Origin of the sequence: Corynebacterium zhongnanshanii, assembly GCF_014490575.1 — a bacterium.
Classification (GTDB): Bacteria; Actinomycetota; Actinomycetes; order Mycobacteriales; family Mycobacteriaceae; genus Corynebacterium; species Corynebacterium zhongnanshanii.
In genome coordinates, this window is sequence record NZ_CP061033.1 from 1,398,939 (window position 1) to 1,417,773 (window position 18,835).

Annotated in this window: 17 protein-coding genes and 1 pseudogene; 5 read left to right on the top strand and 13 right to left on the bottom strand. The window is 61.3% G+C overall.

Annotation, left to right across the window (positions count from 1 at the left end; genetic code table 11):
• The first annotated feature begins 9 nt into the window (after nt 1–9).
• Nucleotides 10–1,140 carry an Mrp/NBP35 family ATP-binding protein gene (locus tag IAU67_RS06240; protein WP_151841840.1) on the top strand — a complete coding sequence of 377 codons (1,131 nt, stop codon included), beginning with the start codon at nt 10–12 and terminating at the stop codon, nt 1,138–1,140.
• Between the two features lie 139 nt (nt 1,141–1,279).
• Here IAU67_RS06240 and tatB read toward each other — a convergent pair.
• The 3 genes and pseudogenes from tatB to sigE form a co-directional block, all read right to left on the bottom strand.
• Nucleotides 1,280–1,666: pseudogene (gene tatB, locus IAU67_RS06245) on the bottom strand (Sec-independent protein translocase protein TatB); the annotation flags it as partial.
• Nucleotides 1,667–1,670: 4 nt separating this feature from the next.
• Nucleotides 1,671–2,033, bottom strand: coding sequence for a zf-HC2 domain-containing protein (locus IAU67_RS06250; protein ID WP_151841842.1), 363 nt, complete (start codon nt 2,031–2,033; stop codon nt 1,671–1,673).
• 87 nt (nt 2,034–2,120) lie between these two features.
• Complete coding sequence (gene sigE / locus IAU67_RS06255) at nt 2,121–2,777, bottom strand: RNA polymerase sigma factor SigE (RefSeq protein WP_151841843.1); 657 nt, start codon at nt 2,775–2,777, stop codon at nt 2,121–2,123.
• A 201-nt stretch (nt 2,778–2,978) separates the two neighbouring features.
• Here sigE and IAU67_RS06260 point away from each other — a divergent pair, with 201 nt between their 5' ends.
• Nucleotides 2,979–3,707, top strand: coding sequence for an O-methyltransferase (locus IAU67_RS06260; RefSeq protein ID WP_225723460.1), 729 nt, complete (start codon nt 2,979–2,981; stop codon nt 3,705–3,707).
• A 44-nt stretch (nt 3,708–3,751) separates the two neighbouring features.
• Nucleotides 3,752–5,212: a GH32 C-terminal domain-containing protein gene (locus tag IAU67_RS06265; protein ID WP_225723461.1), complete on the top strand. Its 1,461-nt coding sequence runs from the start codon at nt 3,752–3,754 to the stop codon at nt 5,210–5,212.
• 35 nt (nt 5,213–5,247) lie between these two features.
• Here the strand turns inward: IAU67_RS06265 and IAU67_RS06270 are convergent, their stop codons facing one another.
• The 5 genes from IAU67_RS06270 to dapE form a co-directional block, all read right to left on the bottom strand.
• The gene (locus IAU67_RS06270; protein WP_151842410.1) at nt 5,248–6,129 is read right to left on the bottom strand and encodes a methyltransferase domain-containing protein; all 882 of its coding nucleotides are present in this window, start codon (nt 6,127–6,129) and stop codon (nt 5,248–5,250) included.
• Nucleotides 6,130–6,203: 74 nt separating this feature from the next.
• Nucleotides 6,204–7,676 carry a leucyl aminopeptidase family protein gene (locus tag IAU67_RS06275; protein WP_151841844.1) on the bottom strand — a complete coding sequence of 491 codons (1,473 nt, stop codon included), beginning with the start codon at nt 7,674–7,676 and terminating at the stop codon, nt 6,204–6,206.
• A 19-nt stretch (nt 7,677–7,695) separates the two neighbouring features.
• Nucleotides 7,696–7,998 (bottom strand): DivIVA domain-containing protein, encoded by a 303-nt coding sequence (locus IAU67_RS06280; RefSeq protein ID WP_151841845.1) that lies wholly within the window; start codon nt 7,996–7,998, stop codon nt 7,696–7,698.
• A gap of 38 nt (nt 7,999–8,036) precedes the next feature.
• On the bottom strand, nt 8,037–8,996 hold the full coding sequence (locus IAU67_RS06285; RefSeq protein ID WP_151841846.1) for an LOG family protein: 960 nt from the start codon (nt 8,994–8,996) through the stop codon (nt 8,037–8,039).
• Nucleotides 8,997–9,071: 75 nt separating this feature from the next.
• Entirely contained in the window at nt 9,072–10,235 is a 1,164-nt protein-coding gene (gene dapE, locus IAU67_RS06290; RefSeq protein ID WP_151841847.1) for a succinyl-diaminopimelate desuccinylase, read from the bottom strand.
• 39 nt (nt 10,236–10,274) lie between these two features.
• Here dapE and IAU67_RS06295 point away from each other — a divergent pair, with 39 nt between their 5' ends.
• Both IAU67_RS06295 and dapD read left to right on the top strand, forming a co-directional pair.
• Entirely contained in the window at nt 10,275–11,660 is a 1,386-nt protein-coding gene (locus IAU67_RS06295; RefSeq protein WP_187767871.1) for an amino acid permease, read from the top strand.
• Nucleotides 11,661–11,681: 21 nt separating this feature from the next.
• Nucleotides 11,682–12,638 (top strand): 2,3,4,5-tetrahydropyridine-2,6-dicarboxylate N-succinyltransferase, encoded by a 957-nt coding sequence (gene dapD / locus IAU67_RS06300; protein ID WP_151841849.1) that lies wholly within the window; start codon nt 11,682–11,684, stop codon nt 12,636–12,638.
• Between the two features lie 459 nt (nt 12,639–13,097).
• On the opposite strand, the gene IAU67_RS06305 is transcribed toward dapD, so the two are convergent.
• From IAU67_RS06305 to IAU67_RS06325, 5 genes are all read right to left on the bottom strand, one after another.
• The gene (locus IAU67_RS06305; protein WP_151841850.1) at nt 13,098–13,961 is read right to left on the bottom strand and encodes a pseudouridine synthase; all 864 of its coding nucleotides are present in this window, start codon (nt 13,959–13,961) and stop codon (nt 13,098–13,100) included.
• A gap of 3 nt (nt 13,962–13,964) precedes the next feature.
• Entirely contained in the window at nt 13,965–15,113 is a 1,149-nt protein-coding gene (gene dapC / locus IAU67_RS06310) for a succinyldiaminopimelate transaminase (protein ID WP_151841851.1), read from the bottom strand.
• 100 nt (nt 15,114–15,213) lie between these two features.
• Entirely contained in the window at nt 15,214–15,537 is a 324-nt protein-coding gene (gene fdxA, locus IAU67_RS06315) for a ferredoxin (RefSeq protein ID WP_151841852.1), read from the bottom strand.
• A gap of 498 nt (nt 15,538–16,035) precedes the next feature.
• On the bottom strand, nt 16,036–16,971 hold the full coding sequence (mshB, locus tag IAU67_RS06320; RefSeq protein WP_151841854.1) for an N-acetyl-1-D-myo-inositol-2-amino-2-deoxy-alpha-D-glucopyranoside deacetylase: 936 nt from the start codon (nt 16,969–16,971) through the stop codon (nt 16,036–16,038).
• A complete protein-coding gene (locus IAU67_RS06325; protein WP_151841855.1) occupies nt 16,955–18,781 on the bottom strand; it encodes an ABC transporter substrate-binding protein in 1,827 nt (608 codons plus the stop codon). Before IAU67_RS06325 ends, mshB begins: the two co-directional genes overlap by 17 nt.
• Nucleotides 18,782–18,835 lie beyond the last annotated feature (54 nt).

An 18,835-nucleotide genomic window follows, 5' to 3' on the forward strand; every position in this document is an offset into this window, starting at 1 on the left:
GAGGTCGTTATGGCTGAAATCACCGAATCCGCTGTCCGCAGCGCGCTGTCCCGCGTAGAGGATCCCGAGCTCAACCGTTCTATTACGGACTTGGGAATGGTCAAATCTATCGACATCGACGGCACTCACGTTGCCGTAGAAATCTATCTGACCATTGCCGGTTGTCCTATGAAATCGCATCTGACGGAGAAGACCCGCGAGGCCACGGAGTCCGTAGCCGGCGTGGAGTCCGTCACAGTCACCACGGATGTGATGAGTGATGAACAGCGCCGCGAGATCCGTAAGAAGGTCCGGGGCGACGCCGCCGATCCCGTCATTCCTTTCGCACAACCAGATTCCACCACCCGCGTGTACGCCGTCGCCTCCGGTAAAGGTGGCGTGGGCAAGTCCTCCGTGACGGTGAACCTGGCGGTCTCTTTGGCTAAGCGCGGCTTGAAGGTCGGCATCGTGGACGCGGATATCTACGGCCACTCCATTCCTCACCTGATGGGTTCTCATGACAAACCTCACCAGGTTGATGAGATGATCATGCCGTTGCAGTCCCACGGTGTGAAGATGATCTCCATCGGGCACTTCGTGGGCGACAACTCCCCCGTTGTGTGGCGTGGCCCGATGCTGCACCGCGCCATCCAGCAGTTCCTGGGTGACGTGTTCTGGGGCGACCTGGACATCCTGCTGCTGGACCTGCCCCCAGGCACCGGCGACGTGGCCATTTCCGTGGCGCAGCTGGTTCCTAATGCGGAGTTGCTGATCGTGACCACTCCTCAGGCCGCGGCCGCTGAGGTGGCGGAGCGTGCGGGCTCGATTGCACAGCAGACCCGCCAACGCATCGGTGGCGTGATTGAGAACATGAGCTGGATGGTGATGCCGGATGGTTCGAAGAACGAGATCTTCGGTTCCGGCGGCGGCCAAGTGGTGGCGGATCGTCTGACCCAGATTTCTGGCGCGAAGGTGCCGCTGCTCGGTCAGATTCCGCTGGATCCGAACCTGCGCATCGGTGGCGACTTGGGTAACCCGATCGCGATCTCGGAGCCTCAGTCCGAGGCTGCCATTGCCTTTGGTGGCATCGCCGATCACCTGTCGCTGCGTCGTTCGTCGTTGGCGGGCAAGAGCCTGAACCTGGGTGTGACCCGCAAATAACCGACGCCCAGCGCACCTTTTAGATCACATCGTCCCACTTATCGGGTGATGCGGTCATGGAGTCGGCGGACGGGGATGCTGCCGGGGTGTCCTGGCTCTCTGGCCCGGGCGGCACCTCGACGTCTCGCACGGCCTTGTTCTCGCTGGATGGAACGCCCGCCGACCCCTTGGCGAAGTCCCTCAGGTTCGGCTTCTTCACGCTGTTAACCGTGGATTGCACGGACTTTTTCGCTTCATCTAGCGGAGTGAGGAAAGTCTCGTCCCCATCGAACAGGGTCTGGGTGATGAATCCTCGCGCCCCCATGCGGCGTACATTATTGAGCTCGTTCAGGGGCTCGGCTATGGATTTAATCTCGTCGCCAAATTCGTTGTCCAATTGTTGGCGGGCCTGCCCCACCGCATTACGAATGGCCAGAAGAACAGCTCGAACTTCTTTGATCACGCCGGGCAGCCTCTCTGGCCCGATAACAATCAGAGCGACGATCAGAAGAACGAGGATTTCTCCCCAACCAACATTCGAAAACACGTGTTTACCTTAGCAGGGTTCCGAGCTTCCGCAAGAGAAGATCCACGGCGTCCGGGAGGGTTTCCGGCTTGCGTCGGCCGTCCGTTCCGATGTTGTGGTGCTTATCCCGTTCGGATTCTCCCGCCTCTGATTGGTAGGTCGCCGGGATGGCGTTGAGGCGCTCGATGAGGGTTCCGGAGGCACTCATGGGGCAGGTGTTGTCCCGCAGCCGTTGGGCGGCTTCCCGCTGCGTGTTGACCTCGTCGCGGCATTCCTTGCAGTGAACCAGGTGAATCTTGGCGCGGTGTTCGGCTTTTCTGGTTAGTTCCCCGTCCACCAAGGCTGCGATTGCTTCAGGGGAGAGATGTTCAATGGATAAACCGTCCATAGTCCATGTCGCCTTTCGCTCGCCGTCACGGTGTCCCTGGTGGTTCAGGGCCGTTGTGAGTCAGGGGTTACTGCTTATTGTGGGGTTTCAGGCTGTGGGGTCAGCCCCGTCAGCCCCAATGAAGGTCAGCCCACCTTCGCTGCTCTGCTCCAGCTGGGCGCGCAGTTGCGTACGAGCGCGGTGGATGCGGGATCGAACTGTTCCCATCTTCACGCCAAGTGTACGCGCGATCTCGTCGTAGCTCATACCCAGCCCGTCACACAGCACCACGGCCACGCGGAACTCAGGTGTCAGCGTGTCCAGCGCCTGCTCGAGGGCGGGGTCCAGGTTGTTCATGGCGAATGCCTCTTCGGGTTGGACTTCGCCCGCCCGGTGGGATTCCACGCGGTCGTAATCCTCGGGAAGTGCTTCCATCCTGATGAGAGATCGACGCCGAACCATATCGAGGAAAAGGTTCGTGGTGATGCGGTGAAGCCATCCTTCGAAGGTTCCTGGCTTGTAGTCCTTCAGGCTACGGAACACCCTCATGAAACAATCTTGGGTGAGGTCTTCTGCGTCGTGGCGATTACCGGTCAGCCGATACGCGAGACGATAGACACTATCGGCATGTTGCGCTACTAATTCTCCCCAGCTGGGCAGTACGCCCACCCCGGCGTCGAAATCGGCGGTGCTCGGAGCCAGGGTCTCCTGGGCGTGGATCTCCTCGGCGGGGTACGGAAGCAGGGGCGCAGTCATGGTTCTCATTATTCAGCACCAATGTACTAGCCCACTTTCGATTCGCTGGCAATTGGCTGTGAATGCCAGCACACCTTACCCCAGCGACTCCCACGTGCCACCTTTCCCACGCGTCACACCTATTTACTTGGGTTTCATATTTTGAACAAGGTCTAGAAAAACGCCCACGCCTGCGGCTTTCACCACCATTTCTCCCCTAGTGTGGGGCATGTGAATGTAGCAAAGACTTCTGGTTATGACTCCCTCCTGTCGTACATCGAGACCACCCGCCAGAGCCAGGACGCCACGGTCGACAACAGCTCAGCCACCGCCACGGTGCTCCAGGCACTGGGCGCGGCACTCGAGGCGGCCGAGGAGTTCGGTTTAGACACCCCCGATGCAGCCACCGCGGAGTTCCTTGAGTTCACCGCCGCCCGCCAAGCAGCTGCGGCCGCCCAACGCGAGCACCAGCCGTCGGCCATTATTATGAGCCCCGCCAGCGGCGTGCTGGGTCTGCTGCTGGCCCGAGGATTTATGGCTGGCTCCCCCGTCACGGGACACCTGACGTGCATTGAGCCAGATGTCACGCACCAGCAGCTCGCGAAGGAGGCCTTCTCGAGCGCGAAGCTGCCCTCCAACGCCTTCCGTTTCCTCCCCAGCCGCCCCCTCGACGTGGTGAGTCGCCTCACCAACGACAATTACGACATCGCCATTGCTGAATGCGCCGTGGAAGATTTAGCCGCCACTGCACACTCGACGCTGCCCGCACTCCGCCCCGGCGGTGTGCTCATCCTTTTAGATTCCCTGATGGACGGACTGGTTGCCGATGGTTCCCGCACCGACCGTGACATCGTTGCCGCCCGCACCGCCGACGCCGACATCCGCGCTATAGAAGGCGCTCACGTGTGCCGCCTTCCCCTCGGTGCCGGCCTGACTCTCATCACGAAGGTCGCCGAATAATTACCCCCTCCATCAGTGCTCAAACGCTGGTATAAGTGGAGACTATGCATATAAGCTCGTCCTCCCACCGTCCAGAGTTGCACCTCACCGCAGAAACGGGCGTTTTGGAAGCGCCCGCCGGTGCCGTCATTGTCAACGGCGCAATGCACGTATTCCATCAATTCCGCCCACGCCCCACCAGCGGCTCTCGGTGGGCGCACCAATATGCACCAGTACTGTCCTATGGCTGGGATGTGTGCGACGATGTCCTCTCCCCCGAAGGCGATGAAATCGACATCCTCGCCGGATCCTCCATCCCCCTCAATCACGAAGAAACACACTCCACCAGCGTGGAGCTGTTCTTCGTCAGCACCCAGGGCGCTGACACCACCAATAACCCAGAGCTTCAGGGTAACAATGTTCCCCACAACGAGGTAGGCGCACGCACCTTCACTATCCAGCGCGCTCTCATCGAGAACCTCGAGGAGGCCGTGGACTGCTCCGACGACCCCTCCACCATCGACCCACACGTCACTCGTCTGGGCCCCATTAATGTAGACGACAGCGCCTACCCTGTAGGTCAGCTCGTCACCCCGTCCGTGATCCACGATGACTCGGACCCGGATGCTCCGTGGTTGATGCTGGCTCTGTCGCTGAGCGGCACCACCGATGCAGAGATCATCGTGCTGCGCTCCTTGAACCGCCAGGACTGGACGGTGATCGGCCCGCTGGAGATCTCCCCTGAAGCCGAGCTGCCGCAGGGCAGGCTGTTCGCCCCGCGCATCGTTCGCATGACGGACTCGGAGACCGGGGATAACAAGCACGTGGTGGTTATTACCTACCCCACGCAAGACAACCTCGTGGGCACCACCGACGGCGAGGTAGCCGGATACATCGTCGGTACCTTGACCGGAGCGTCTTTTAAGGCGGACAAGCCCCTAGCTATCTTGGACTACGGCTATGACTTCACCCGTCCACGCATCATCCAGAACGATCCCCCCATCCTGATCGGGCTCGTAGGAGCGCACCCCTCCGAGGATGATCAGTGGGCAAACTGCCTGAGCTCTCCACGCAACCTGACGCTGACGGACGGTCAGCTCTTCCAGGACATCATTGGCGCACCCCGTGCAGTGAAGAACTTCTCCAACCTGGGCCTGATCTGGACGGCACAGTTGGATGCTCACAACGGCAGTGTGGTGGTGGACATCATCAACTCCGCCGACCAGACCCTGGCGACCGTCACCTACTCCGATAAGGAGCTCACGCTCGTTGTGCCGGGCAAGCAGCCACGCACTGCTCCCCTGGCAGACGCAGACTCGGACTCGATCACCATCTTCGTGGACGGCCCTCTCTGCGAGGTCTATGCCGACGGCGGCGCCACCACGCTGACCGCGACGATCGCTGTAGATCGCAAGCTCAAGGGCATGGAGATCGCTACCACCGGCGGCGCCCGAGTGATCGGCTCCTTCTCCGCGAATGGACAGGAGCTGCAGATGCGCCTGGCTGGTACCGGCGAGGACGACTAACCCGCGAACGCGAGCGGGCGTCCGCGGCTTCTGCCTTAGTTCGCGGAGTCAGCCTTCGCCAAACGGGTGATCGCCGCGCGGGCGGTCACCTCCATCGTCTCCGGCAGAGCCGCAATCCGCTCCTGCAGCACATCAGGGTGAATATGCCGAGCCGACGGGCTCATCCCAATCTGCGCCGCGATGGACGCCTGATCCAGCTTCATCGTGAACTCGATGACCTCGGACTCCCCCACCGGCACCAAGTGGCCAGAGGCCTGCGCAATCATGCGCTGCACCTTACCCTCTTCCACATCGATGATTCCCAGAGGCTCACGCAGCTCCGCGAGGTGACCCACCTCAGCGGTCAAGACAACCACCTGCCCCTTCGGGGCCAAGATACGCGCAAATTCCGCCGCATTGCGTGGAGCGAAGACCACAGCGATGGCGTCGATAGAACCAGAACGGATGGGCAAGGTCGACCACGCATCGGCTACCACGGCACCCACGCGTGGGTGCGCGTGCGCCAGACGCTTCGCGGCGGCCGTGGACACGTCGATACCAATGCCGCGGGAGCCCTCAATCAGGTCCAGTGCGTGCGACAGGTAGTAGCCCGTGCCGGCGCCGACCTCCACCAGGGCGGGCTGGGCGTCCTGGGAGACCTGGGCGTCGTCCAGAACCTGCTCTACGTTGTGAGACACGGCCTCCACAAACGGCGCGAAATGGCCGCCAGAGAGGAAGGTTTCACGCGCATCGATCATGGAGGCATCGTCACCGCTGTAGCGCAGGCCAGAGCCGCCGGCGAGGGTCACATAACCCTGACGAGCAACGTCGTAGCTATGCCCAGATGGGGACACCAGCGTGCGCCACTGATCATCGCCAGCGGCCAACGGAGTGCCATCTACGGGATCCGCCAAGAGGTCAATCACATCAGCAAGCACTGCTTTAAGACCATCCAATCATCACTATTTTTGCTCAATGCCATTCACTGTAGCGCACGTGGGGGCACCGCGTCTTAGCGGGACAACCAATTTATCAGCGTACGGGCGCCAAATCCGGTTCCCAGTGGGGTGATCTCGTCAAACGTGGACTCAGCGCGGCCGGGGCCCGCGATATCCAGGTGGTAGAAAGGCACACCGCGGGTGAAGCGTCGCAGGAACATCGCCGCCGTCACAGCACCCGGCCCCTTCGGGGTTTGGTGCACATCCGCCACGGTGGAATCAACCGCATCCTCCAGGTACTCCAGCATCGGCATCGGCCACCACCGCTCGCCCACCACGGCGCCGCGTCGGGCAAGTTTCACGCCCTTGCCCCAGTTGGGGGCGAATACAGCACCCACACGCAGGCCCAGGGCCAGCTTGGCCGCGCCCGTCAGAGTCGCCAGCGTCACCACAGTGGAGGGCTTGTACTTTTTCGTGCCATACGCCACGGCATCGGCCAGCAGCATCCGGCCCTCGGCGTCCGTGTTGGACACCTCGGTGGTGATGCCACCGTAGTGCTCCACCACGTCACCGGGGCGATAGGACTTTCCATCCACCATGTTCTCCGCCATAGGGATCAGCGCCACCACCCGGCGCGGCACCTGCATCTGTGCCAAGGCCCGGAAGGCCGCCAGGACACTAGCCCCGCCGGTCATGTCCGTGCGCATGGAGCCCATGCCTGCGGCGGGCTTCAGAGAAATACCTCCAGTATCAAAGGTCACGCCCTTGCCGACCAGCAGAACCGATTTCCGTCGACGCCGCTGGCCCACCCTATCCGGGTTCCATTCCATCTCCACCAGCGCGGGCTTGTGCTTGGATCCGGCACCCACCGCGAGGATTCCACCGAAGCCCTTGGACTTCAGCCACGCCTTATCACGCACGCGCACCTTCACGCCCGGGATGTCCTCCACCGCGGTGAGGGCCTTGTTGGCCAGCCACTCAGGCGTTTTAATGTTGCTGGGGGTATTGGACAGGTCACGTGCCAGGCACGTGGCCTGTGCCAGGCGTTCGCCGTGGGCTGCGGCCTCGCTAAGCGCCTGAACGCGGGACGGGTCCGTGTGCTCGAAGACGATATTGACGGCCTGAACACGCGCCTTCTTGGTGTGCGAGGTCACGAGGGTGTGATTGCCCACCACCAGGCCTATCACCAAGGACTGGACATTGGTGACTGTCGCGGTGTCCGGGACGCGCACCTGCACGAGATGTTTCTTCGCCCGCACCGGGTGGCCTTCAATCTGCGTGGAAATACGACGCACCAGCGAGCCACCAGCGGCGCGCCATCCGTCGTCGGAGAATTCGGCACTATCGGTCAGGTCGTGGTCGGGAGTGGGGTCTGCGGGAACGCCCGTCACCCATTCCACAGACTGCCCAGCCTGATCGAGGCGCAGCTCCACCGTTCCTACACAGTCGTCCACGACGATGCGGGCGGAGATGACCTCGTTGCCTTCGACTGCGTCACCCACTGCGATGGTGACGGTGGGCTGTGGGATTCGTGGCAGGGCAGACATGTGAAACAGAACAACCTTTCTAACTGTCGTGTGTGTTGTGGTGGTGAGGCTGGCGTTCCAGCTGTTCAAGGCGGGCGGAAATCCGTTCCAGATACGCATCAACCTGCTGTGGGTTGTACCCGCGCACGGATTGCGCGAACTGTATCTCCTGGACCGAGGAGGCTGTGATCGGGGCGTCCATGAGGGTTTTCCACGGCTCTTGGGCGTCCGGCTCCTCCAGGCGTGGCGGGTAATCTTCCTGACGCCCCACGACGGTGCCGAGCACCAGCGTCAGAAGGGCGCCGAACACCACAGCTCCGAGGAGAGACACGATCCAAAACATAGTTAATAATCTACATCCCGGGCCCTACAGAGGCACCGTTAGCCGCGCTGCTGATCCCTCGGCTCGTCGCGCTGATGGCCCCGCGACTCATCGCGCTGCTGACCCAAGTGCTCCAGCGTGGCAGCCAGCTCTTCCTGCTCCTGACGAAGCTCCTCCTGGCGGACCTTCAAGTCCTCAATGCGGCGCTCGTCTTCCTGATGCTGGTGCACCGCCACACAAAAGTTCACAGCCTCAGCAGGATCATCGGTGACGTGAATGAGGTCCACGTCCTCCGGCGCGATCATGCCCTCCTCCACCAGGCGGGTGGTAATCCAGTCCACAAGCCCGCCCCAAAACTCCGTGCCGATCAGGATGATCGGGAAGCGTTCCACCTTCTCTGTCTGCACCATCACCAGCGCTTCGAAGAGTTCATCCAGGGTGCCGAAACCGCCCGGCAGGCACACGAAGGCCTGGGAATATTTCAGGAACATCGTCTTGCGCACGAAGAAGTATCGGAAGTTTAAGCCTAAGTCGATGTAGGGGTTCAAGCCCTGTTCCATAGGAAGCTCGATGCCCAGGCCAATCGACAAGCCTCCAGCTTCCCAACTTCCTCGGTTCGCGGCTTCCATTAGTCCCGGGCCGCCGCCGGTAATAGTGGCGTAGCCGGCTTCGTGAATCAATTTTCCCAGTTCCACGCCCGTGCGGTAGTACTGGTGGTCCTCATCAATCCGGGCTGAGCCAAACACAGTAATGGCCTTAGGAATTTTCGCCAGCGCGCCAAAGCCATCCACGAACTCCGATTGGATGCGCATCACGCGCCACGGGTCAGTGTGCAGCCAGTCCGTGTGGGGCTGTGGGCGCAGCAGGCGCTTATCAGTGGTAGAGCGGTCGGCGCTCTCGCGTTGACGACCGCGCACCAACACAGGGCCGCGGTAGCCGAAATCGCGCTGTGGCTTGGATGACGGCGTCGATGCCGATGCTGATGTGGATGATGTGGACGAAGAAGTACTGTCGCTCATGGCTCTCACAGTACGTTGCTCACGCCAGCCTCGCTCGGCGACGGCTCTCACCCCACCACACGCGCGCAGCAGACCCTAGCTTCGCAGGAAGCTCAGCAACTGCTCACTGACCTGACGGATCTGCGATACCGGGCAATGCTCGTCCTTCGTGTGGCACAGCCCGGGATCCCCCGGCCCAAAATTCACCGCAGGGATGTCCAATTGGGTAAAGCGGGCAACATCGGTCCAACCGAACTTCGCGCGCACATTACCCCCGGTCGCTGCCACCAGGCTTGCGGTCGCCGGACGGTCCAACCCAGGCACCGCCGCCGGAGAGATATCGTCGATCTCCAGGCTGAACCCCTCAGCTGGCGCATCTGGAGTGCCCACACCCATCACCTCAAACAACAGATCCAAGGCCTGCTCGGCGGTACGGTGCGGAGCATAGCGGAAGTTCACAAAAGCCCAGGCCTCATCGGGGATCGTGTTCGTGGCCACGCCCGACTCAGCCATCACAGCATTAAGCCCTTCGTGGTATTCCAGGCCGTCCACGTCGACCACTTGGGCGTCGAATTGATCAACACGCACCAGGACATGCGCCAACTTGTGCAGCGCGTTATCACCCAGCCACGAGCGGGCGGAATGGGCGCGCACCCCGTGGGCGGTGACCTTCACGCGGATCGTCCCCTGGCATCCCGCCTCGATCAGCCCGCCGGACGGCTCACCCAGCAACGCCACGGTACCCTGCAGCAGATCCGGATCGGACGAGACCAGGTGGTTCAGTCCGTTGTAACGGGAGGCGACCTCCTCCCCCTCATACAGCACCAGGGTGATGTCCCGAGTCAGGTCCTCGTCCTGGGCCATGGTCGCAAACGCATGGAGGTAGCAGGCGCACCCGGACTTCATGTCCACGCTGCCCAACCCGTAAATCACGTCCTCGCCGGCTTCCGGATCGTGCACCAGCCGGCTGGGCAGATTGTCCGCGGGAGGAACCGTATCAATGTGACCGGCCAGCACCACGCGCTCGGCAAGCCCGCGAGTGGTCCACGCCACCAGCGTGTTGCCGCGCCGGGTCACCTCGACCTGCGGAATGGAGAGCAGCACAGGCTCCAGGGCATCGGCGATCTCCAGCTCGTGGTGAGACTCGCTGTAAATGTCCACGAGCGCGCGGGTGAGCTCCACGGGGCCGTTGTTCAGAGCGTCCCACAGGGTCTGCGCTGCGGGCGGGGTTAGAGAATCAGTGTTTTTTGGGGGGATCATCAATCATCCATGCTACGTGACGTGTGTTCTAATGCTTCTATGAGTACTTCTACACCCACACAAGATCAGGAGCTAGGCCGCGATCTGAAAACGCGCCACCTGACCATGATGGGACTGGGTTCGGCCATTGGCGCGGGCCTGTTCCTCAGCACGGGCAAGGGAATCCAGGCTGCCGGACCCGCGGTTCTGTTGTCCTATATCGTCGCTGGAGTCATCGTTATTTTCGTGATGCAGATGCTGGGCGAATTGGCGTCCGCGCGGCCGGCCTCCGGCACATTCGCCACCTATGGAACCTACGCCTTCGGCAATTGGGCCGGTTTTAGTTTGGGCTGGCTGTATTGGTTCATGCTGATTATGGTGATGGGCGCGGAAATCACCGGCGCCTCGGCAATTATGGCGAATTGGTTTGGGGTGCAGCCGTGGCTCCCTGCGCTGATTGCCGTGCTGTTTTTCTCCATCGTGAACTTAGCGGGTGTGCGCGGATTCGGTGAATTTGAGTATTGGTTCGCCTTCATCAAGGTGGCCGTGATTGCGGCATTCATGCTGATCGGCTTCGGGCTGTTCTTTGGACTCTTCCCGAATTACGATTCCCCGGGCCTGTCGCACTTTTCTGACTTTGTCCCCCATGGCATTCCGGGTGTGGCCACGGGCCTTCTGGCTGTGGCGTTCGCGTTCGGTGGCATCGAGATCATTACCATCGCCGCTGCTGAATCCGAGGATCCGTCGCGCTCCATTGCCTCTGCCACGCGTGCGGTGATTTGGCGTATTTCCGTGTTTTACCTGGGCTCCGTCTTTCTGATTACGGCATTGCTGCCGTATGAGTCCATGGGTGAGGCCTCCGGCGCCTCCGACTCCCCATTCACCCGCGTGTTGGCGCTGGCGAACATTCCCGGTGTGGTTCCGTTCATGGAAGTCATCATTGTGCTGGCTCTGTTGTCCGCGTTTAACGCTCAGATTTACGCCACGTCTCGCCTGGTCTTCTCCTTTGCCCAGCAGGGCAATGCTCCACGCATTTTCACGTCCGTGAATAGCTCCCACGTTCCCAATGTTGCAGTGTACAGCTCCCTGATTTTCGCGTTCGTGTCCGTGGCTTTGCAATTCTGGGGCCCCGATAACCTGATCGGCATTTTGTTCAACATTGTGGGTGGCTCACTGTTGGTGATCTGGGCGATGATCACGTTGTCCGAAATTAAATTGCGCCCCGAGCTGGAAGCCGAAGGCACGCTGGTTGTCCGCATGTGGGGTTACCCCGTACTTCCGTGGATTACCGTGATTCTCCTGGCCGGTTTGGCAACCCTGATGCTGTGGGATGGCGACGCTCGCCCGCAGTTACTGTTCGCCATCGGCACCTTCGTGGCATTGTCCGTCCTGGGCCTCGTCATCGCCGGCCGCTCGAAGAACCCTGCTCACACCCCCGAGGCGTAAAGAAAGGTAGTATCGACAACCATGACTGGAGCTATTGGAACTGGATACGCAACCCTGACCGCCGAGGGCGATGTCCTCGACGTCTTGTTCACCGAATTCGCATTGTCGACCGACGCCACGGCCTCCGGTACCGAACAATCTCATGAGGGTCCCCTGGCCGGCACTGATGAGGTTCGCGGCACCACCCGCGTGCATGTTCGTACCGTCATCGAGGATCTTGAGGCAGCCCCTGCGGACACGTTCGATGCCTACCTGCGCCTCCACTTGATCTCCGGACGTGAGATCAAGCCTCATGGCTGCAACCTGGATGGGGTGTTCGGAAAGCTCAACAATGTTGTGTGGACCAACCACGGCCCCTGCAAGGTGGAGGGCTTTGCTGCGGTGCGCGAGCGCCTGCAGGCAGAGCGCGGTCCTGTGACCGTGTACTCGGTGGACAAGTTCCCACGCATGGTGGACTACGTGGTGCCGACCGGTGTGCGCATCGGCGACGCCGACCGCGTACGCCTGGGCGCGCACCTGGCTGAGGGCACGACCGTGATGCACGAGGGCTTCGTAAACTTCAACGCCGGCACCTTGGGAAGCTCCATGGTGGAAGGCCGTATCTCTGGTGGTGTTGTTGTGGGCAACGGCTCCGACGTGGGTGGCGGCGCCTCCATCATGGGCACCCTGTCCGGCGGCGGCAAGCAGGTCATTTCCGTGGGCGAGCGGTGCCTGCTGGGTGCTAACTCCGGCATCGGCATTTCCATTGGCGATGACGTCACCGTGGAAGCTGGGCTGTATCTCACCTACGGAACCAAGGTTGTGGTCCGCGGTGCTGTGGCTGAGCTTGTGGGCGCCGAGGAGGGCGCTGCAGTGAAGGCTGCGGAACTGTCCGGGCAGTCTAGCATTCTGTTCCGACGCAACTCCGTCTCCGGTGAAGTGGAGGCCGTAGTAAACACCAATGCTGTGGAGCTCAACGAGGATCTGCACAAGAATTAAGCGTCTGACCGCGCCTTATTTTTCACCAAGAAGCACCCACTGAATTATCAGTGGGTGCTTCATCATTTTTACGGGGTAGGCACTACCTGCGAGGTAAGCACTACAGATGTATGAGTGTGTATATTGCCCAGGATCCGAATAAGAAGACCGGGGGAAGAAGGATGACATACACTCCTAGAACAGCCAGCTTGACGGACTTCGCACGGATACCGAAGATAAGCGCCACAATCCCACAGCCAAGGACAGCCCACCAGTGATATAGATCGTTATCGTTGATCACGAAGGCGCCGATGACGGCGACGAGAATCCCGACAATCGCCGCACCCACTGCGATGCGTTCGCTGCTGGTGTATTGAGACGACCTGCCAGGACGGACTGAAATATTTCCTGAGTCATTATTTCACTCTAGCCCATTTTTTGCACAAAATCAATAGATTTGAAAAAATAGTTCGCAAACGTCTATTTTTGTGTGATTTTTACTGTGCTCTCTCCCTCAGCAGGATCGCGAAAAGTGAGGGACACCGCCCGCAAGCCCAAACGCGGTTCGGTCCGTAGCGCCTCATTACTAAAATCCGTCGCCCGATACACCGGGTACGTACTGTCCCCCACCAGCGGCGCTCCCAGATGATTCATCAGCACCCTCAACTGATGCGTATGCCCCGTTTCCGGACGCAGAAGATACTCCCACTCCCCCGCCTCCGTGCGCCCCAGCAACCGCACCCGGGTTCTTGTGGGCTTGCCCGCCGGATCCACCCTCACCTGGGGTACGTCCTTGATCTTGAGCATCGGCAGCTCCACCACCGTCTCCTGTTCAAATCCCGCGACCCGCACGACTGAGCGTCCCACATAGGTCTTAGCCACAGTGCGCCGCAGAAACTGAGTCTGCAGAAAGCCTCGGGTGTCCGGCCTGCGCGATAACAGCAGCACTCCCCCTGTCAGGCGATCCAGCCGATGCGCCGCCACCAGATCCATCTCTGAACGGTGCACGCGCAACATCGTCTGCGCATTCGCCCGCATCAACGAGCCATTGGGTGTGGACGGCAACCCATGGGGCTTATCCACCACCAGAACATCCCGCGACTCATACAGCACGGGAATATCCAGGTTCAGAAGATAGTCCGGCTCCTCATGCACCTGCGGGTGAAACCATGCCGGAGTGGGAACATCCAGAGCTGTGAGCGGTTCCAGCAGTGTCCCCGGAGGAAAGGGTGAATCCCCGGCACCAGCCGCCCAGTACTCCACACCATCGGCAGGCACGTGGCCCCGCAGCACCACGCGCTGCGCCGATACTCCCTGCCGTGGCGTAGGCCGCCAGCGAGACACGAGTTATTTCGACAGCAACGTCGCGATGCGCTGCGCGGCGGCGTCGATCTTCTCGTCCGTGGCAGTCAGGCCAATGCGCACATGCTCCACGCCCGTCGGGCCGTAGAAGTCCCCCGGTGCGCACAGCACGCCAATGGCAGCGAGGCGGTCCACCGTCTCCCGGCAATTGCGGCCCTCGGTCGCCCACAGGTACAGGCCACCCTCGGAGTAATCGATACTGAAGCCAGCCTGCTCCAGTGCCGCGCGCAACACGGTTCGGCGTTGACGATACAGATCCTTCTGCAGCATCTCGTGGCCATCTTCCTCAAGAGCCGCGATCATCGCCGACTGAATAGGACCGGGGTTCATCAGGCCCGCGTGACGGCGCACCTCCAACAGCTCCTGGATCAGCTGCGTGTCACCGGCCAGCCAGCCTGCACGATAGGACGCCAAGTTGGAAGTCTTCGACAGGGAATGCACCGCGATCAGGTTGGTATGGTCCCCGCCGCACACCTCGGGATCCAGGATGGACACCGGCCGGGCAGAATCCTCGCTGGAGTTGTTGTCATTCCATCCGAGACCCAGGTAGCACTCGTCGGACACGATGATGGTGCCGCGCTGGCGCGCGAACTCCACCATCTTCTGCAGATGTGCCACCCCCAAGACCTTGCCATGAGGATTCGCCGGGGAATTGATGTAGATCAACGACGGCGTGGATGGCCCCAACTTCAGCAGCGAGTCGCTGCGCACCACGGTCGCCCCGGCGAGCTTCGCTGAGACCTCATAGGTGGGGTATGCCAACTCCGGGATCACCACGGTGTGGCCCTCACCAATGCCCAGCAGAGTCGGCAGCCAGGCGATTGCCTCTTTCGTGCCCACCACCGGCAACACGGCACGCTCCGGGTCCAGGCCCGTCACGCGATAGCGCCGCTCCATCGCACCCACAATCGCCGCGCGCAGCTCCGGGGTACCCTTCGTCTGGGGGTAACCCGGCTGCGCTGCGTGCTCGCTCAAAGCCAACTGGATGTGCGGAGCTACAGGGTCAACTGGAGTTCCGACCGACAGGTCGACAATCCCGTCCGGGTATGCCTGCGCCGTTGCCTTTGCCTCCGCCAAGGAATCCCAGGGGAAATCCGGGAGTTGTTGGGCGACGGGGATGCGAGTGGGTGCCATGGTGCGATGTCTGCTTTTCTTGTGTCGTGTACGACGCAGCTGCTGACTCACGCGCTAATGCTGCGTTCGACGGTGGTCAGTAGCTGGTCAATAGCTGTTCTTATTCTTCGTTCTGAGGTGGCAGGGCAGCCACCAGCTCAGCGTCAAAGTCCTGTGGGCCCAGCTTGGCCGCGCCACCGGGAGAGCCTAAGTCGTCAAAGAAGGCTGCGTTGGCGTCGTTAAACTCTTCCCACTCCTCCGGAACATCATCTTCGTAGAAGATGGCTTCCACAGGACAGACGGGTTCGCAAGCACCACAGTCCACACACTCGTCAGGGTGAATGTACAGGGAGCGCTTGCCCTCGTAGATGCAATCAACGGGGCATTCTTCAACACATGCTCGGTCCATGACGTCAACGCATGGCTGTGCGATGGTGTAAGTCATTATCTCTTCTTTCTCACTTGCTAGTTTGTCGCACTGTGGCAGCGGTTGGCTGTGGGGTGCCCAAATCCGGGAAGCGTGGTCGCAACGGCCACGCTCCTCCAGCCAAACCGGCTATAAATACCAATATAGACCAAACGGTCTGTGGCACTAATTGGTCACCCGTGATACCCACGGTTGGCCACGCAGTCAACGCGATGAAACCGAAGGTCCACAGGAGGAAAGGAATCGCCGCGACCAGCGGATTGTCAGTCCACAGCTTCGCGATCCTCGAAATAGAGCGATTAAAGAAAAACGCGAAGAGTATGGTCCACGGCACAGGTATTCCGGTTCCACCCACGGTAATCCTAGAACCTACGTACAGGATTTCCACAAACAGACCAAACAGGATCCCGACCGACAGCCAGGATAGCCCCATAATGGTTTCCTTCCGCGTGACATCCCGCCGTGCCTGGGACCGGGTGGGGTCGCCCCAGTGGGGTTCGCTGGTGTCCTTATGCACTAGAACTCGTCACTTTCTGTCATGAAACCCGTCACCGTCTCGGCCGTCTTGTCCGTCGCAGCCTCGCCCTCGAAGAACCGCTGTGCGTAGTCCCTATCCTCCCCGGGCGCAGTGAACGCCACGGTATAAGCTTCCGTATCCAACAGCGGCTGCACAATCTGGTTAGACAGCGCGAACACCGGCCCATCCACCACCACCTGCGTGGCGTGGTCTGCCATCGCCGCGGCCTTTGCGGCCAGGTCCTGACTGGCGCCATGGATGGTGAAGTCCACCTCGCTGTGGTCCACCGCGGCCACCTCACCGAAGCGCCAGCCCTCCGGAATCTCGTCCTCACTCACGCCCGCAAGCCCGTCATCGATGGCCAGCCGGTCGCTCACGCACCACAGGATCTGGCGTGGCTTCATCGCCGCATCCAGCCGTTCCACCGCGGCGTGCGTCACGCGATGAGCGCGCTTGTGATCCGGGTGGCCGTACCCGCCATCCGTGGCATACGTGACGACAATGTCGGGTCGGAGTTCCTCCAGCAGCTGCGTGAGCTGCTGAACTTCCTCGTCGAAGTTATCCACATGGGCAAACGCCCGCGGGTGTTCGATGGACGGCGTTCCCTCCATCCCGGAGTCCCGCCAGCGCCCCACCCCTCCCAGGAACACAGGGCTCGCGTCGATTCCCAGAGACGTCAGGGCCCGCTGGAGCTCGGCAATGCGGTAGCCACCCAGCAGGCCGGTCCCGTCGGGGCGCTGAGCGTCGGTCACTAATCGGGCAAGCTCGTCCCCGATGACCTCGCCTTCCTCCCCCAACGTGCAGGTCACGTTGATGACCTTCGCGCCCAGCCGCACGGCTTTGGCGAGGGCGAGGCCGGTCCAGATGGCTTCGTCGTCGGGGTGCGCGTGAACGGCGACGATGGTGGGTGTGCTGCCGTTATCCGTGCCTGTCATGATTCTCCTTCGTGTCAGCCAGCGGGTCGATCGTCCACTGATGAGCCGTGGCGAAGATTCCCGCGCTGGAGGTGATCGGCCACTCCGCCAACTCGTTGGTGGGGCCTTGCAACACCTTCGCCCGCGCCACGCTACTGCGGCTTCCCAGCAGGGGCTGCACGACTGCTTGCTCGGCGATGAGCGTGTTCAGCTCTTCACGGGAGCCGCGCAGGTCCTCGTCCCCGGCCTCGAGCTTGGCGAGCAGGGCGTTGATGTCGTTGTCACACAGCGCGGACACGTTGCCTCCGCCGAGTGGCACGTCTCCCTCCTGCACCGGCGGCAGCGACGTAGCACGCGAGGTGCTGTCCTGCCCGTGTGATGGATGTGCGTGCTCGCCCTGTGATTCGGAGTGATCGTCTAATTTTTCCGACGACGCCGAAGCGTGCGGCTCCTCAGCATTCTTCCCCTTTCCAGATTTGCATTGGAATTGGGATACATAGTCCCCTAAATCAGAAGGAGAATACTGCCACAGCACAATTGCATCGGGCGCATCCTTCGTGGATGTTCGGGAAAATAATTCCACTGAGTCCTGCTGCACGGCACGCGCCGGAATGCCCGCCTGGCTCAGCTGGTCCGCGGCCGTACGGGCGGCCACCACTGCCTTCTGGTCTTCCTGCGGAGCCGCGATCACCAGCGGTTCGTCCGCGGTGAAGTGCGCGCGCTTGGGAGCATGAGAAGCGCTCGGCGAGACCTGCCATTCAGGCCGTTCGGCGTCCATATCCTGTGCCACGATCTGCCCGATTTCCCGGGCGCGAATGCTGCTGAGGATGTGTGCCCGGGCGGAGCTAGTGGTCAGGCCCGGTTTCTGGGAGTTTAAGACCAGGTTGAGCTGCACCGGCCGCACCAGACTGCGCTGCTGCACGTCTTTCAGCTGGTTCAGTGTGAGCTGCGTGGTGGATTCGGACTGCTGCACCAACATGTTGATCTGCTTGGTGCGCAGCATCTGCGCGCCGGTGTTGATATCGGGAACGCTGGTGAACAGGATGCGATCCGTCGCAGCCGGTTCCTCACCCCAGTACCGGTCATTGCGTTGGAGTTCTACGAACCCGCGCCCGGCGTCGATATGTTTCAACGCGTAAGCACCACCGGACGCAGCAGAGGCCTCCCGCATCATTTCGGCAAAGGGGCGATTTTCCCCGCGGTAAATATGGCTAGGCAATAAGTGGTGGAAAAGGCGTTTCCAGGAGGTAAATGGCTGATCGAACACCACCGTGAAATGCGTAGAGGACACGCTGGTTTCGATGGTTTTAATGTGCTGATACAGGCCGGATTCCGCCGCCGCGGGTTCCTCGGCCAGTTCCTCGGCCAAATACTGGAAATCGCTGACGGTAATCGGCGTGCCATCGGACCACTGCGCCGCCGAGGTCAGCGTGTAGGTCACGCGGGTGGGGGCCTCCTCGTCGTCCGGCTTCACGGACTCCACGAGGTCCTTATCCATCACCAGGCCCTTCGGGCCGGCGGTGAACACGCTGGGCAGGGTCAGGTCCGAAATGGCGGACACCACCGGATCCAGATTGCCCTTCATGTGCGGATTCAGGTTGCCGGTGAAGGAGTCCACGCCCACGCGGATCACCCGGCGGGCTTCCTCCTGAGCCTTGTGCTCCGCCTTCTCCCTGGCCTCGTTGTTCGTGCGGGCAGATTGGGAGTTCTGCTCGGCCGGCATGCGGTCCTCGACCGTGGGAGCGTCGCTCGGGCGGGCGGAACAGGATGCCAGCACTAGTGCCGCTGCCACAGACGCCACGAAGGCACGCGCAGTACTACTCTTCGTCACTCCACGTGCCTCCTTGGGTCATTCACCGGCTCACTGTCACCAGTACCATACAGC